Origin of the sequence: Curtobacterium sp. ME26 (assembly GCF_903970945.1) — a bacterium.
Taxonomy (GTDB): domain Bacteria; phylum Actinomycetota; class Actinomycetes; order Actinomycetales; family Microbacteriaceae; genus Curtobacterium; species Curtobacterium citri.
On sequence record NZ_CAJCKG010000062.1, the window covers coordinates 1 to 14635 of the forward strand.

16 protein-coding genes and 1 tRNA gene are annotated in these 14635 nt (G+C 70.8%); 6 read left to right on the plus strand and 11 right to left on the minus strand.

Annotated features, from left to right (window positions below; all coding sequences use genetic code 11):
• Positions 1–98: 98 nt before the first annotated feature.
• Positions 99–1277, minus strand: a complete 1179-nt coding sequence (locus H7A69_RS15610) for a mechanosensitive ion channel family protein (protein WP_182047901.1) — start codon at positions 1275–1277, stop codon at positions 99–101.
• 116 nt (positions 1278–1393) lie between these two features.
• Between H7A69_RS15610 and H7A69_RS15615 the strand changes: the two genes are divergently transcribed.
• Positions 1394–2932 carry an amino acid permease gene (locus tag H7A69_RS15615; protein ID WP_182047902.1) on the plus strand — a complete coding sequence of 513 codons (1539 nt, stop codon included), beginning with the start codon at positions 1394–1396 and terminating at the stop codon, positions 2930–2932.
• A 47-nt stretch (positions 2933–2979) separates the two neighbouring features.
• Entirely contained in the window at positions 2980–3285 is a 306-nt protein-coding gene (locus tag H7A69_RS15620; RefSeq protein WP_182047903.1) for a hypothetical protein, read from the plus strand.
• Between the two features lie 72 nt (positions 3286–3357).
• On the opposite strand, the gene H7A69_RS15625 is transcribed toward H7A69_RS15620, so the two are convergent.
• The 4 genes from H7A69_RS15625 to H7A69_RS15640 form a co-directional block, all read right to left on the minus strand.
• Positions 3358–3570 carry an SCO4848 family membrane protein gene (locus H7A69_RS15625; protein WP_069712287.1) on the minus strand — a complete coding sequence of 71 codons (213 nt, stop codon included), beginning with the start codon at positions 3568–3570 and terminating at the stop codon, positions 3358–3360.
• Positions 3571–3736: 166 nt separating this feature from the next.
• Positions 3737–4747, minus strand: coding sequence for a hypothetical protein (locus H7A69_RS15630; protein WP_182047904.1), 1011 nt, complete (start codon positions 4745–4747; stop codon positions 3737–3739).
• Positions 4744–5205, minus strand: a complete 462-nt coding sequence (locus tag H7A69_RS15635; protein ID WP_182047905.1) for a M48 family metalloprotease — start codon at positions 5203–5205, stop codon at positions 4744–4746. Before H7A69_RS15635 ends, H7A69_RS15630 begins: the two co-directional genes overlap by 4 nt.
• Positions 5202–5642 (minus strand): hypothetical protein, encoded by a 441-nt coding sequence (locus H7A69_RS15640; protein ID WP_182047906.1) that lies wholly within the window; start codon positions 5640–5642, stop codon positions 5202–5204. The genes H7A69_RS15635 and H7A69_RS15640 overlap by 4 nt, the downstream gene beginning before the upstream one ends.
• 80 nt (positions 5643–5722) lie before the next feature.
• Between H7A69_RS15640 and H7A69_RS15645 the strand changes: the two genes are divergently transcribed.
• Positions 5723–6373 carry an IMPACT family protein gene (locus tag H7A69_RS15645; protein ID WP_182047907.1) on the plus strand — a complete coding sequence of 217 codons (651 nt, stop codon included), beginning with the start codon at positions 5723–5725 and terminating at the stop codon, positions 6371–6373.
• Between the two features lie 119 nt (positions 6374–6492).
• Here the strand turns inward: H7A69_RS15645 and H7A69_RS15650 are convergent.
• Positions 6493–6568: transfer RNA gene (locus H7A69_RS15650), tRNA-Lys, on the minus strand.
• 114 nt (positions 6569–6682) lie between these two features.
• Between H7A69_RS15650 and bcp the strand changes: the two genes are divergently transcribed.
• Positions 6683–7153 (plus strand): thioredoxin-dependent thiol peroxidase, encoded by a 471-nt coding sequence (gene bcp / locus H7A69_RS15655; protein WP_182047908.1) that lies wholly within the window; start codon positions 6683–6685, stop codon positions 7151–7153.
• Positions 7154–7228: 75 nt separating this feature from the next.
• Here bcp and H7A69_RS15660 read toward each other — a convergent pair whose 3' ends face one another.
• A complete protein-coding gene (locus H7A69_RS15660; protein ID WP_069712282.1) occupies positions 7229–7660 on the minus strand; it encodes a hypothetical protein in 432 nt (143 codons plus the stop codon).
• 256 nt (positions 7661–7916) lie between these two features.
• Between H7A69_RS15660 and H7A69_RS15665 the strand changes: the two genes are divergently transcribed.
• A complete protein-coding gene (locus H7A69_RS15665) occupies positions 7917–8165 on the plus strand; it encodes a WhiB family transcriptional regulator (protein WP_022904217.1) in 249 nt (82 codons plus the stop codon).
• An 88-nt stretch (positions 8166–8253) separates the two neighbouring features.
• On the opposite strand, the gene H7A69_RS15670 is transcribed toward H7A69_RS15665, so the two are convergent.
• Positions 8254–9756, minus strand: a complete 1503-nt coding sequence (locus tag H7A69_RS15670; protein WP_182047909.1) for a sensor histidine kinase — start codon at positions 9754–9756, stop codon at positions 8254–8256.
• A gap of 109 nt (positions 9757–9865) precedes the next feature.
• Here H7A69_RS15670 and H7A69_RS15675 point away from each other — a divergent pair, with 109 nt between their 5' ends.
• Positions 9866–10378: an Rv3235 family protein gene (locus H7A69_RS15675; RefSeq protein WP_182047910.1), complete on the plus strand. Its 513-nt coding sequence runs from the start codon at positions 9866–9868 to the stop codon at positions 10376–10378.
• 105 nt (positions 10379–10483) lie between these two features.
• On the opposite strand, the gene secA is transcribed toward H7A69_RS15675, so the two are convergent.
• The 3 genes from secA to H7A69_RS17550 form a co-directional block, all read right to left on the minus strand.
• A complete protein-coding gene (gene secA / locus H7A69_RS15680) occupies positions 10484–13270 on the minus strand; it encodes a preprotein translocase subunit SecA (RefSeq protein WP_069712279.1) in 2787 nt (928 codons plus the stop codon).
• A 141-nt stretch (positions 13271–13411) separates the two neighbouring features.
• Complete coding sequence (hpf, locus tag H7A69_RS15685; protein WP_182047911.1) at positions 13412–14113, minus strand: ribosome hibernation-promoting factor, HPF/YfiA family; 702 nt, start codon at positions 14111–14113, stop codon at positions 13412–13414.
• Between the two features lie 173 nt (positions 14114–14286).
• Positions 14287–14511 (minus strand): phosphoribosyltransferase family protein, encoded by a 225-nt coding sequence (locus tag H7A69_RS17550; protein WP_310648892.1) that lies wholly within the window; start codon positions 14509–14511, stop codon positions 14287–14289.
• Between the last annotated feature and the right edge of the window lie 124 nt (positions 14512–14635).

A 14635-nucleotide genomic window follows, 5' to 3' on the forward strand; every position in this document is an offset into this window, starting at 1 on the left:
AGGCTCCCCACCGGGCACGGCCCGGCAGCCGCTGGCGCGTCTGCCGGGAACCGGCCGGCGTGGGCCCAGGTACCGACTGGTACCGCGCCTCCCGTCCGTCAGCGCTCCGGCGGGATGTCCTCGGGGCGGATGCCGGAGGTCTGGATCGGCCCGGTGAAGAGCGCGGTGCGCTCGTCGCCCTCGCGGAAGAGCGCCGCGTCCTGCTCCTCGGTGCGGGCACGTCGCTGGCCGACCTGCTCGGTGCCCTGCGTGACCTGCACGCGCTGGCGCGGCAGGGCGTCCGGGTGCTCGCGCTGCACCCACTCGACCATCTCCTCGCGGACGTAGCAGCGGAGGTCGAACAGACCTCCGGCGTCCGGGGCCGACACCAGGATCCGCACGCGCACCAGGCCGCTCACCGCGTCCGTGACCTGCAGGACCTTGGTCCGGCCGTCCCAGATCGTCGACGTCGACAGGATGCGGTCGAGCTCGGTGCGCATCTCGGTCGGGCTGATGCGCCAGTCGAGGTCGAACTCGACGGCGCCGAGCAGTTCGCTGCCGGTGCGGGTCCAGTTCTCGAACGGCGTCGACGTGAAGTACGTCGACGGCAGCACGAACCGACGGTCGTCCCAGAGGTGGACGACGACGTAGGTGAGCGTGATCTCCTCGATGCGGCCCCACTGCTGCTCGACCACGACGACGTCGTCCACGCGGATCGACCCGGAGAACGCGAGCTGCATGCCCGCGAAGACGTTGCCGAGCGTCGACTGCGCGGCGAGGCCGGCCACGACCGAGATGAGCCCGGCGGAGGCCAGGACGCTCGCCCCGGCCGCCTCGACGCCGGGGAACGTGAGGAGGATCGCGCCGACGGCGATGATGACGAGCACGGCGATCGTGAGCCGTCGGATGATGAGCACCTGGGTGCGGATGCGTCGGGCGACGCGGTTGTCCGGCACGTCGACGCGGTACCGGTGCAGCCCGAGGTCCTCGAGGAAGATGGCGATCTGGCACGCGAGCCAGCAGCCGACCGCGATCGTCGCGATGAGGAAGGTGTGGGAGACCTCGTCGCGCCAGGGGAAGGTGTCCTCGTCCCGCGGGATGCTCGTGGTGAACGCCGTCCAGAGCAGGGCGACCAGCAGCACCGTCCGGAACGGGTGCTTGGTGCGTCGGGAGAGCACCGCGGCCCAGCGTTCCCGTCGGGCGACGGTCCGCAGGACCAGGTGCAGGACGAGGGCCGCGGCGGCGGTCACGAGCAGGGCTATCCCGGTCGCGACGAGGAGTCGGAGGAGGGTGTCCATCCGTCCATGGTGTCGGACGCGGATGCCGCGGTGCTCAGCGTCCGCTCCGCCTGTGGTGTCGTACAGGTCGGGCGCGGGTTCCGCCCGGGGCTGTCAGCGCATGTAGGTTGGCGCGCATGACAGCGCAGAACGACACGGGTGTCTCGAAGCCCGCGAACGACTTCTCGCACGAGCAGGAGGGCTACCAGCACGGTCTGAAGCCCCGGCAACTGCAGATGATCGCGATCGGCGGCGCCATCGGCACCGGACTCTTCCTCGGTGCGGGCGGACGCCTGAACACCGCGGGGCCGGCACTGGCGGTCACCTACCTGGTCGCCGGGGTCTTCGCGTTCTTCATCCTCCGCGCCCTCGGCGAGCTCGTGCTGCACCGTCCGTCCTCCGGGTCGTTCATCTCCTACGCCCGCGAGTTCTACGGTGAGAAGTTCGCGTACGCCGCCGGGTGGATGTACTTCCTGAACTGGGCGATGACGTCGATCGTGGACACCACGGCCGTCGCGCTGTACCTGCACTACTGGAGCGCGTTCACCGCGGCGCCGCAGTGGCTCCTCGCGCTCATCGCCCTCGTCGTCGTGCTCGCGGCGAACATGGTGGCCGTCAAGGTCTTCGGCGAGCTCGAGTTCTGGTTCGCGCTCATCAAGGTCGCGGCGCTCGTCGCGTTCCTCGTGATCGCGCTCGTCTGGTTGGTCTTCGCCTTCCCGGTCGAGACCGGCGGCGAGGCCGTCCGGACCGGCTTCTCGATCTGGGCCGACAACGGTGGACTCATCCCGAACGGTGTGCTGCCGGCGGTCCTCGTGGTGCAGGGCGTCGTGTTCGCGTACGCGGCCATCGAGCTCGTCGGGACGGCCTCCGGCGAGACCCAGGACACCGAGAAGGTCATCCCCCGCGCCATCAACTCCGTCGTGTTCCGCATCGCGGTCTTCTACGTCGGGTCGGTCGTCCTGCTCTCCCTGCTCCTGCCGTACACCTCGTACAAGGACGGACAGAGCCCGTTCGTGACCTTCTTCTCGTCGCTCGGCAACCCGCAGGTCGGCGTGATCGCCGGGTCGATCATGAACTTCGTGGTCCTCACCGCCGCCCTGTCCTCGCTCAACGCCGGGCTGTACTCGACCGGTCGTGCGCTCCACTCGATGGGCATGAACGGCTCCGCCCCGAAGTGGACCACCAAGATGTCGAGGGGCGGGGTGCCCTACGCGGGCATCCTGCTCACCGCGGGCTTCACCGTCGCCGGTGTCGCGCTCAACTACTTCGTGCCGAAGCAGGCCTTCGAGATCGCGCTGAACGTCGCCAGCCTGGGGATCGTCACCGCGTGGGGCACGATCATCCTCTGCCAGATGAAGCTGCGGCAGTGGGCGAAGCAGGGCCTGGCCAAGGAGCCCTCGTTCAAGCTCCCCGGGGCCCCGGTGACCTCCTGGCTGACCCTGGCGTTCCTGGTCTCGGTCATCGTGCTCATGGCGATCGACTACCCCGTCGGCACGTACACGATCGCGTCGCTCGTGATCATCATCCCGCTGCTCGTCGTCGGGTGGTTCCTGCAGCGAGACCGCATCCTGCGCATCGCCGCGCTCCGCGAGGGCGTCACCGGTCCGTACCCGATCGGGGTCCGCGACCCGGCCGCACAGGTCCGTCGCGACGAGACGGGGCACGACCAGGGCTGAGGCATGCTCGACGGACAGGGTCCGGTGCGCGCCGGTACGATCGGCACGTGCCGGACCCTTCTGTCTCCCCCACGCTCGACCTGCAGCTCACCTGGCGCGGGACGACCGGTCGGATCCGGTTCTTCGAGCACGGCGTCCGGGCCGAGACGAGCTTCGAGCAGGACGGCCGGACGCAGGTCCCCATGGAGCGCGTGACCGGGTGGCGCGTGGAGCCGTGCGACGTCGACGCGGTGTGCGTCGAGTTCGTCACCGACGACACGGTCTACCGCGCGCTCCTCGACACGGCCGACGAGCGCTTGGCGCGTCTGGGGCTCGAGCGGGCGCTCGGCGCACCGCTGCCGAGCGAGGGCTGAGGCGGCGCAGATCAGCTCGACCCTGCCCGGGGCCCGGTGCGCCCGGCCACCCTCGGCCCGGCTCGGCTCGGGTCAGACGAGCAGCAGGATGCCCGCGACGACGGCCGCCAGGGCGATCGCGAAGGCGATGAGCAGCAGCACGAGGTGCACGGTGTAGAACGTCGTGGGCTTCCCGGCGGCGTTCCGCGCCCGCGGGTCCTTCGCCACCCGCTGGAAGAAGCGCGGCCACGTCACCACGTTGAAGACGGCGGCGAGGAACAGGACGACGGCGGCGAAGACGGTCACCCGACGAGTCTAGACAGCAGGGCCGCCCTCGGCGCGCGAGGTGTCGCGACCGACCGGGACGCCCACGAGCGGTGTCCCGGGGGTGCTCGGCCGCCCCCAACGCGGCCGAGAGCTCCCCCGGCGTGCCGCGGCGCGGTGATCCGGCCTGTAGCACGTGCTACAGACCCTACACGGCGCTCGGACGAGAGGTCGAGTCCTGCTCGGGAACGTGACCGGACCGTTGCGGTCGCGTCCGGGACCCTGCCGCGCGGCCCGGGTCCTCGAGCGCCGCCTCCGCCTCGGCGAGGTCGGCCCGTTCCTGGTCGCCGAGCAGCTGTCGGGCCCGCCGGGCACCGTCGTTGATCTCCACGATGGTCCGGCTGAGGCGCGTGGCGGCATCGCGGGTCGCGGGGTAGGCGTTGTCCGTGCCGATGCGCGCGTGCAGCGGCGCGAGGCGGGCGAGCGCGGCGTCGAGCCGGCGGGCACGGCGGTGCTGGGAGAGCCGGTGCCCGACGACGAGCAGCAGCATGCCGGTGGCGACGCAGAGCACCGCGCCGGGCGTGGTGACGTCGTACGGCAGGGCGAGCGCACGGGTGACGTCGAGGCGACCGACGACGTGGGCGACGTCCATCACCGTCACCGTGACCATCCGCACGACGCCGAACACCCCGCCCACCACGAGGAGCCACAGCCCGACGAGGTCGACGGCCGTCCGGGCCTCGCGGAGCCGGAGGAGGCAGATGACCCCGGTGGCACCGAGGGCGACCCCGAGGTGGGCGGTCTGCGCGATCGAGTACACCGCGGCGGCCGGCTGGTCACCCGCCACGAGCATGAACGTCGTGGTCGTCGGCGGCTGCTCGAGCGCCACGAAGGCCGTCACGACCACCACGACGACCACGGCGAAGACGACGACGATCGCGGCGCGCAGCCACGGCCACCCGGCGCCGACGGCCTTCGCGACGCCCCACAGCAGCGCGCTCGTGCCCGCCACCATCAGGCAGTCGCTCACGACGGTCACCACGTTGCGGCCGCCGACCAGGGGGTCGAGCCACCGGTACAGCGGGTCGACGTTCGTGACGATCGTCGCGGAGAACAGCAGGAACGTGACCGCGAGGGTCCGGTCCTGCCCGCGCTGCAGCCGGAACAGCACCACCGTCCCGACGACGAGGAGCACCGCCATCGTGACGGAGACGATCACCCGAAGACCCCGCGGAAGGCGCTCGGGCGGCCGCGGTTGGCGCGGATGAGCGCTGCGAGCCGGTCGGCGAAGACCTCGGCCTCGTGCTCGTGGTCGTTCGAGAAGAGCCCGCGTGCGAGGGCGCGCTCGACCTTGTACTCGGGGACGTCCGGGAACACGTCGCGCACGTACGCCGACTGCGCCGCACGCTCGTGGTGCCGGTGGAGCACGTGCCCGAGCTCGTGCCCGATGACGAAGGACCGGAACGTCCCCGAGCTCGTCGGCGAGATCATCACGAGGTGCTGGTGCTCGAGCGTGGCGACGATGCCGCAGACCGGCTCGGTGCTGAGGAACGACTCCTCACGCACCACGACGGGCTTGCCCACGTGGTCGGACGCGGCGGCGACCGCCTGGTCGATGTCCGACCAACCCTCCGCCGCCCCGCGGAGCCAGAACGCCTCGATCGACCGGTCCGTCACGCCACTCCCCCTCGTGCCGACTCCTCCTCGAGCACCTGCGCGATGCGACGCAGCGCCTCGGGCGACAGCTCACCGGGGAACGTCCGCGCCGCGAAGCCGCTCACACGTGCCGACCGGAGCGCGCGCACGAGCTCGATCTGGGCGCCGATGCGCTCGGGCACCGCGCTGTCCTCGAGCAGGAAGCGCTCGTCGACCTCGAAGAAGCCGGCCAGCAGACGGAGCAGGCCGCTGTCCCGGTTCCGACGCCCGTCACCGGAGAGCATGTACGTCCACTTCGCCCGCGACAGCGAGCCACCGCGGTCGGCGACGTACTCCTCGATCGCGGCGAACGGCACGGGATCACCGCGCTGCGACTCCTCGAAGTCGAGCAGCAGGTTGAGGCGTCGGGCGAGTTCGGCGGCCTCGAGGGCGCCCCCCGCCGGGTCGGTGCACCGCATGTCGATCCGCCCCCTCCCCGATCGCCGGTCGGGCACCATGCTAGCGCGGGCCGTCCGGGCCGCACCGGTAGCCTCGGAGCGTGACCCGCGCATACCCGTCGACCGTCGCCGGGCCCGTCGAGCACGAGATCACGGTCACACGGTCGCGCTTCGTCACGACGATCGCTCCCGTGACGGACGTCGCGGACGCCGAACGGGTCGTCGCAGACGTCCGGCGCCGGTACTGGGACGCCCGGCACCACTGCACCGCGATGGTGACGGGGGTCCTCGGCGACCAGGCGCGCTCCTCGGACGACGGCGAACCGTCGGGCACCGCCGGCGTCCCCATGCTCGAGGTGCTCCGCCGTCGCGACCTCACCGACGTCGTCGCGGTCGTCACCCGGTACTTCGGGGGCGTGAAGCTCGGGGCCGGCGGGCTCGTGCGCGCCTACTCGACGTCGGTCTCCGAGGCGCTCGACCGCGCGGCCGTCGTCCGTCGCGTCGAGCTCACCCGGGTCGACGTCACGGCACCGCACGCCGACGCCGGCCGGGTCGACAACGTGTTGCGCGACTGGGTGCGGCACCACGGTGCGACGTTCGACGACCCGCACTACGGGGACGCGGTGACGTTCACGCTCTGGGTGCCCGAGGACGCGATCGGACGACTCCGGTCCGACCTCGCGGCGGCGACGGCCGGGGCGCTCGACGCCGTGGTCGGCGCCCCGCGTGTCGTCGACGTCGTGGCCGACTGACCGCCCGCGAGGACCCGCCGGACGGATCGAGCCCTCGGGAGCACCCCGCGCGTGTCGCGGAGATCGCACGATCCCGGGAACGACGAAGGCCCGGTCGGAGCGATCCGACCGGGCCTTGCTGGTGCGCCCCCTCGGACTTGAACCGAGAACCCACTGATTAAGAGTCAGTTGCTCTGCCAATTGAGCTAGAGGCGCATGGTGTGGAGTTGTCTGTCGCAGTCCGGAACTCCGTGCTGCAACGGGAAACAACAATAGCATGGCTTTCGCGTGCTCACGACCACACGAGCACCGGAACCCCCGAGGAGCCCCATGACGGACCGTCTCGCCGCCGGCGACACCGCCCCCGACTTCACCCTGCCGGACCAGGACGGGGTCGAGCACCACCTCGCCGACCTGCGCGGTCGCAAGGTGATCGTGTACTTCTACCCGGCGGCGTCGACCCCCGGCTGCACCACCGAGGCGTGTGACTTCCGCGACAACATGTCGTCGCTGCAGGCCGCCGGCTACGAGGTCCTCGGGGTCTCGAAGGACGAGCAGGCGAAGCTCCGGGAGTTCCGGCACGAGCAGGCGCTGACCTTCCCGCTGCTGAGCGACCCGGACCTCGCCGTGCACCGGGCCTACGCGGCCTGGGGCGAGAAGAACAACTACGGCAAGGTCGTCACCGGCACCATCCGGTCGACGATCGTCGTGGACGAGGACGGCACCGTGCAGCTGCCGCTCTACAACGTGAAGGCCACCGGCCACGTCGCGAGCCTGCGGAAGAAGCTCGGGCTGGTCTGATCGCTGCGGCGACCGGACGACGGACGGGAGGCGCGGTGCCAGCTGGCATCGCGCCTCCCGTCCGTCGGCCGCGCGTCAGTCCTCCCGCTCGGCGCGCGGGAGCAGCGCGGCCGTGACCGGCCGCGACAGCACGAGGGTGAGCGCGAGGAGCGCGGGGATCAGCAGGACCCACCCGACCCAGGCCACGCGGAACACGCCCTGGAAGGCGCCGATCGCGATCGCGCCCTGCAGCACCTGCCAGACGATGATCCCGGAGCGTACCCAGGGGCGACGGTTCCGGAGTCCGACGACGATCGCGACGAGCCAGAGGGCGGCGATCGCGGCGAGCAGCACGAGGGCGATCGCGGACGCGATGCTCGACGCCGGAGCGACGACGAGTTCCACGACGAGCGCGACCGTCAGCACGACGAGGGCTGCCGCTTCGAGGCCGACGACGACGAGGAGCGTGCGGAACGCCGGGTGCCGCGCAGCGGTGGGCTCCGGGGCGTTCGGGGTGGTGTCGGGCACAGCGATCCTCCAGATGGAACCCTTGATTTGGCTCTACCAGTATGGAACGATATTGGAGGTCGTTTGGACGGCACGATGTGGTGTGCGTCTCCCGCGGTTCGACGCTCCTCCCCCGAGCGTTCAGCGGGCGTCAGACTCGCTCCCAGCGGAAGCCTCCCCCACAGGTTCCCCTCGTGCCCTGTGCATGCCAGCGTTCCGATCCCCGAGCCGCGGCCCCGGCCTGCCGTTCGAGCATCGACACCAAGGAGCACCACACATGGACTGGCGTGACCAGGCAGCCTGCCTCACCGCGGACCCCGAGCTCTTCTTCCCCGTCGGGAACACCGGACCCGCCGTCGACCAGATCGAGAAGGCCAAGTCGGTCTGTGCTCGCTGCACGGTGACCGAGATGTGCCTGCAGTACGCCCTCGAGAACAACCAGGACTCGGGCGTCTGGGGCGGCCTCAGCGAGGACGAGCGTCGTGCGCTGAAGCGCCGCGCGGCCCGCGCCCGTCGCGCCTCCTGACACAGCAGCACCACCCCGACGACGCCCGTCGCTCCCCCGGGAGCGGCGGGCGTCGTCGTGTGCGCGGGGCGGCGGAGCGCTCGGCCGCCTACGCGGCGCCGGCCGTGAGCCAGCGGAAGGGGATCGTGATCGTGACCTCGGTGCCGCTGCCGGTCAGGGTGTGCCAGTCGATGGTCCCGCCGAGCTCGCCCTGGATGAGCGTCCGGACGATCTGCGTGCCGAGGCCCGACCCGACCTTGCCCTCCGGCAGCCCGACGCCGTTGTCGCGGACCTCGATGTCGAGGTGGTCGTCGGAGCGGTTCGCCACGATCTCGACCTCACCGTCCCGCCCGTCGAGCCCGTGCTCGACGGCGTTCGTCACGAGCTCGGTGAGCCCGAGCGCGAGCGGGGTCGCGGCCTCCGAGGGCAGGACGCCGAACTCGCCGGTCTTCTTCGGGCGGACCGTGGTGTTGTGGGACGCCGCAACCTCGGTGACGAGCTTCAGCACCGAGTCGAACACCTCGTCGAAGTCCACGTTCTGGCTGAGTCCGGCCGACAGGGTGTCGTGCACGACGGCGATCGCGGCGACGCGGCGCATGGCGTTCTGCAGCGACGTGCGGGCCTCGTCGGAGTGCGTGCGACGCGCCTGGATGCGCAGCAGCGACGCCACCGTCTGCAGGTTGTTCTTCACGCGGTGGTGGATCTCACGGATCGTCGCGTCCTTGGTGATGAGCTCCCGCTCCTGGTGCCGCAGCTCGGTGACGTCGCGGCAGAGGACGATCGCGCCGATGCGGTCGCCGTGGTCGCGGAGCGGGATCGAGCGCAGGGAGACGGTGACGCCCTTGGCCTCGACGTCGGCACGCCACGGGGCGCGCCCGGTGACGACCAGCGGCAGGGACTCGTCGACGTCGAGCTGGGAGCCGATGAGCTCGGTCGTGACCTCGGCGAGGGACTTCCGCTCGAGCTCGCCCTCGAAGCCCATCCGGTTGAAGGCGCTGAGTCCGTTCGGGCTCGCGAACGTGACGACCCCGTTCGTGTCGAGGCGGAGCAGGCCGTCGCTCGCACGCGGCGCTCCACGGCGTGGGCCGGCCGGCGCACCGAGGTCCGGGAAGTCGCCCGTCGCGATCATCCCGAACAGGTCGTTCGCGCTCCCGGTGAAGTTGAGCTCCTGACGACTCGGCGTCCGCATCTCGTCCTGGTTCGAGTGCCGCGTGACGACGGCGATCGGGCGGTCGGTGGTCTCGGCGCTCTTCGCGCTGAGCCGACGCAGCACCGGGATCGCGCGGACGCGGGTCGGGGTGTCCTCGTACCAGTCGGGCTCGGCGGAGTCCACGAGCTCGGCGCTCGCGAAGCAGCGGACGACCTGGTCGCGCCACTCCTCGCGGATCTCCTGGCCCACGATGTCGCGGTAGAACAGCGTCGCCGCGGAGCTCGGACGGGCGTGGGCGACGGCCACGAACGAGCCGTCCTCGGCGGTTGGGACCCACAGGACCATGTCGGCGAAGGACAGGTCGGCGAGGAGCTGCCAGTCCCCCACGAGCAGGTGGAGCCACTCCACGTCCGCTTCGGAGGATCGGCCTTGCGCGAGGACGAGGTCACTGAGGGTCGACACCCCGCAAGTCTAGGTGCGCTGCTCTGTGGACGAGGTCGCTCCTCCACAAGCCTCCGGGCTGAACATTTCACATGTTCAATTGCTCCGTACGCTCGGTCGCGGAGGGCAGATGGCGTCAGGAGAAGCACGTCCCATCGAGGACGACGAGGCGGGGCGGGAGCGACGGGGGCTCGTGCCGGTGCCGGACGAGGGGTCGGACGGCGCCCCGCCGCGTCGGGACGCCGTCGCGCTCGCACCCCTGCCGCGGCGTCCGGCACGCCGGGTGGACCCGACCCCGCCGGCGCCACCGGACGCCGCGGCCACGGCACGGGCCCTCGGGCTCTGCGTGGTCGAGGTCCTCACCGGCGGACGCGAGGTCGACAGCATCGCACGGTGGGTCACCGAGGACGTCCACCGTCACCTCCAGCAGCGCGCGGCCGTCGCCACGCGTGCCCGGTCGCTCGGCGGGCGCGCCCGAGCGCGTCCGCGGGTGCAGGTCGGGAGCGTCCGGACCTGCCCGGTCGCGGACGGCGTCGTCGAGGCCGCGGTCGTGGTCCACACGCGGAGTCACGCGCGGGCGGTGGCACTGCGGCTGGAGCTCCGACAGGGCCGGTGGCGGGCGACCGCCGTCGGTGTGCTCTGACGACGGGACCACACGCTGCCTGCGGTCCCACACGAGGACGGGAGGCGCGGTGCCCGCTGGCACCGCGCCTCCCGTCCGTCATCGTCGACCGTGACGGCCGCTGCGTCAGCCCTTCTTGGCCGCCTGGCGACGGTCCGCACGGTTGCCGGCGGACGCGGCCTGGCCGGACGCCGTGGCGGCGTTGCCGAATGCCGAGCCCTGCTCCGGCCCGGCGACGTCGGCCTCGGCCTCCGCCTGGGCCTGCTGCGCACGGGCGGTAGCCGCCTGCTCGAGGCGGCCGCGCTCGTCGCGCACCTCGACCTCGCCGTCGATCGACGGTGCGGAGTACTCGAGACCGGTCGCCTCGCCCTCGCCGAGGCCCTTCGCCTCGATGACCGCGTTGTCGCCGTCGGACTGGACCTGCACCTCGAGGTTGAACAGGTAGCCGACGGACTCCTCGCGGATCTGTCCCATCATGCTCTGGAACAGGGCGTAGCCCTCGCGCTGGTACTCGACGAGCGGGTCACGCTGCGCCATGGCGCGGAGGCCGATGCCGTCCTTGAGGTAGTCCATCTCGTACAGGTGGTCGCGCCAGCGGCGGTCGATCACCGAGAGGACCACGCGGCGCTCGAGCTCGCGCATGGCCTCGTCGCCGAGCATCTCCTCGCGCTTCTCGTACGCGAGCTTCGCGTCGGAGAGGATCTCGCGGCCGAGGAACTCGCGCGACGCCTTGCCCTTCGAGCCGGCCTCGGTGATGACCTCGTCGATGGAGATCGAGATGGGGTAGAGCGTCCCGAGCTCCGTCCACATGGCGTCGAGGTCCCAGTCGTCGGGCGAGCCCTCGCCGGTGTGGGTGTCGATGACGTCGTCCACGACGGCCTTGAGGAACGACTGCGCACGGTCGTTGATGTCGTCGCCCTCGAGGATGTGGCGGCGGTCGCTGTAGATCGCCTCGCGCTGGCGGTTCAGGACGTCGTCGTACTTCAGGACGTTCTTGCGGATCTCGGCGTTCCGGCCCTCGACCTGCGCCTGGGCCGACCGGATCGCACGGCTGACGAGCTTGTTCTCGATGGCCATGTCGTCCGGGACGTTCGAGCGGCCCATGAGGCTCTCGGCGGCACCGGAGTTGAACAGGCGCATGAGGTCGTCCGTCAGCGACAGGTAGAAGCGGCTCTCGCCCGGGTCGCCCTGACGACCGGAACGACCACGCAGCTGGTTGTCGATGCGGCGCGACTCGTGGCGCTCGGTGCCGAGGACGTACAGGCCGCCGGCGTCGCGGACCTTGTCGGCCTCCTCCTTGATCTCGGCCTTGACGCGGGCGAACACGTCGTCCCACGCGGCCTCGTACTCCTCCGGCGTCTCCGTCGGGGACAGGCCCTTGGCGTGCATCTCCTGCACGGCGAGGAACTCGGAGTTGCCGCCGAGCATGATGTCCGTACCGCGGCCGGCCATGTTCGTGGCGACCGTGACGGCGCCGAGACGACCGGCCTGGGCGACGATCGCAGCCTCACGCGCGTGGTTCTTCGCGTTGAGGACCTCGTGCTTGACGCCCTTCTTCGCGAGGAGCTTCGAGAGGTACTCGGACTTCTCGACGCTCGTCGTGCCGACGAGGACGGGCTGACCCTTCTCGTGGCGCTCGGCGATGTCGACGGCCACCTGCTCGAACTTGGCCTTCTCGTTCTTGTAGACGAGGTCGGTCTGGTCGATGCGCTGCATCGGCTTGTTCGTCGGGATGGGCACGACGCCGAGCTTGTAGGTCGACATGAACTCGGCCGCCTCGGTCTCGGCGGTACCGGTCATGCCCGAGAGCTTCTGGTACAGGCGGAAGTAGTTCTGCAGCGTGACCGTGGCGAGGGTCTGGTTCTCGGCCTTGACCTCGACGCCCTCCTTCGCCTCGATCGCCTGGTGGATGCCCTCGTTGTAGCGACGGCCCATCAGGATGCGGCCGGTGTGCTCGTCGACGATGAGCACCTCGCCGTTCATGACGACGTAGTCCTTGTCCTTCTTGAACAGGGCCACGGCCTTGATCGAGTTGTTCAGGAAGGAGATGAGCGGGGTGTTCGCCGACTCGTACAGGTTGTCGATGCCGAGGTAGTCCTCGACCTTCTCGATGCCGGGCTCGAGCACGCCGACGGTGCGCTTCTTCTCGTCGACCTCGTAGTCCTCGCCCGGGATGAGCCGCGTGGCGATCGAGGCGAACTCGGTGAACCAGCGGTTCGCCTCGCCGGAGGACGGGCCCGAGATGATCAGCGGGGTGCGGGCCTCGTCGATGAGGATCGAGTCGACCTCGTCCACGATGGCGAAGAAGTGGCCGCGCTGGACCATGTCCGACGCCTGCCACGCCATGTTGTCGCGCAGGTAGTCGAAGCCGAACTCGTTGTTCGTGCCGTACGTGATGTCCGCCGCGTACTGCTCACGGCGCTCGGCCGGCGACTGGTTCGCGATGATGCAGCCGGTGCTCATGCCGAGCGCGCGGAAGACGCGCCCCATGATCTCCGACTGGTACGACGCGAGGAAGTCGTTGACGGTGATGACGTGCACGCCGCGCGACGGGATCGCGTTGAGGTACGCCGCCGTCGTCGCGACCAGGGTCTTGCCCTCACCGGTCTTCATCTCGGCGATGTTGCCGAGGTGCAGGGCGGCACCGCCCATGAGCTGGACGTCGAAGTGCCGCATGCCGAGGGTGCGCTTCGCCGCCTCGCGCACGGCCGCGAACGCCTCGGGCAGGAGGTCGTCGAGCGTCTCGCCGTTGGCGTAGCGCTCGCGGAGCTCCTTGGTCTCGTCCTGGAGTTCGTCGTCCGTGAGGGTCGAGAAGTCGTCCTCGAGGTCGTTGATGGCCGAGGCGTACGCCTTCAGCCGACGGAGGGTGCGCCCTTCGCCGATGCGGAGGACCTTCTCCAGCACGTTTGCCACGTGAGCTCCTTACGGGGTCGTCGCGCGCGACCTGCGCGATCCGAACAGCCAGTCATGCTAGCAACCCGCGCGGCCCGGGCGCTGGGAGGGAGACGGGTGTGCGCGGCCACCGGGACCGCGCACACCCGCCCGGGACACCCGTCAGGCGATCGCCGCGGTGCGCGACGCGTCGGCGTCCGCCGGGGCGTCAGCGCCGTGGCCGCCGTCGTCGATGCCGATCACGCCGTAGTCCCAGCCCTTGCGGCGGTAGACGACGCTCGGGCGGTGGGTCTCGGCGTCGACGAACAGGTAGAAGTCGTGTCCCACGAGCTCCATCCGGTAGAGCGCGTCGTCGACGGTCATCGGGGCCTCCTCGAAGACCTTGTGCCGGATGACCACGGGCGAGTACACCTCGGTGTCGTCCTCGTGCTCCTCGACCACGGGCACGGCGCCCGTCGCGACCGTCTCGATGAGCCGCCCGTCGGCCGGCGTCACGTCCATGTGCTCGAACCCGGTCCCCGCGGCCTCGGCCACGGAGGTCGGGCGGTGGCGCCCGCGGTGCACCTTGCGGCGGTCGCGTGCACGGCGCAGGCGCTCGGTGATGCGGGCGAACGCCAGGTCGAACGCCGCGTACTTGTCCGACGCGGCGGACTCGGCCCGCACGAGCGGTCCGGGACCGATCAGCGTGAGCTCGACGCGGTCCTCGCCCTGGGAACCGCCGGACTTCTCGTTGTGGCGGCTGAGGCGCACCTCGAAGGCGAGGGCGCGGTCGGCGAGCACGTCGATCTTCTCGGACTTCTGTTCGACGTAGGTGCGGAATCGATCGGTGACCCCGACGTTCCGGCCCGTGATCGTCACGTCCATGTGGCGGCTCCCATCCGTACTTCGGCGCGTCGCCTCCATCCGGCGATCCCGAACGCCTTGCCGCGAGGCTAGACCCCCTGCCCGGACGGCGTCACCACCTCCGGGCGGGTCGCGTCGGACACCCACCGGATGCCCAGGCGACACCGGCCCGTCACCCGCCGGTCCCGTGTCGTTCACTCCGGCACCTCGGCGAGCGCCACGCACCGCACCACGCGCCCGCCCGCTGCACGGACCGCACGGACCGCCTCGGCCATCGTGACGCCGGTCGTGACGACGTCGTCGACGACCACCACGTCGTGACCCGCGACACCGTGCGCGCGGAGGGTGCCGACGGTGGCCTCGACCCGTTCCAGGGCGGAGCGCCCCTTCTGCGAGCGGCAGAGCGTCGTGCAGGGCAAGAGAGTCCAGAACCGCGGAAGAGCGTCGCGGACGGCGAGATCTGCAACACAACCACACGACCAGGAACGCGCAGGAGGTCTCAAAGAGCCAAACACAGCCAACGAGAAGACACTAGGGCCAGCG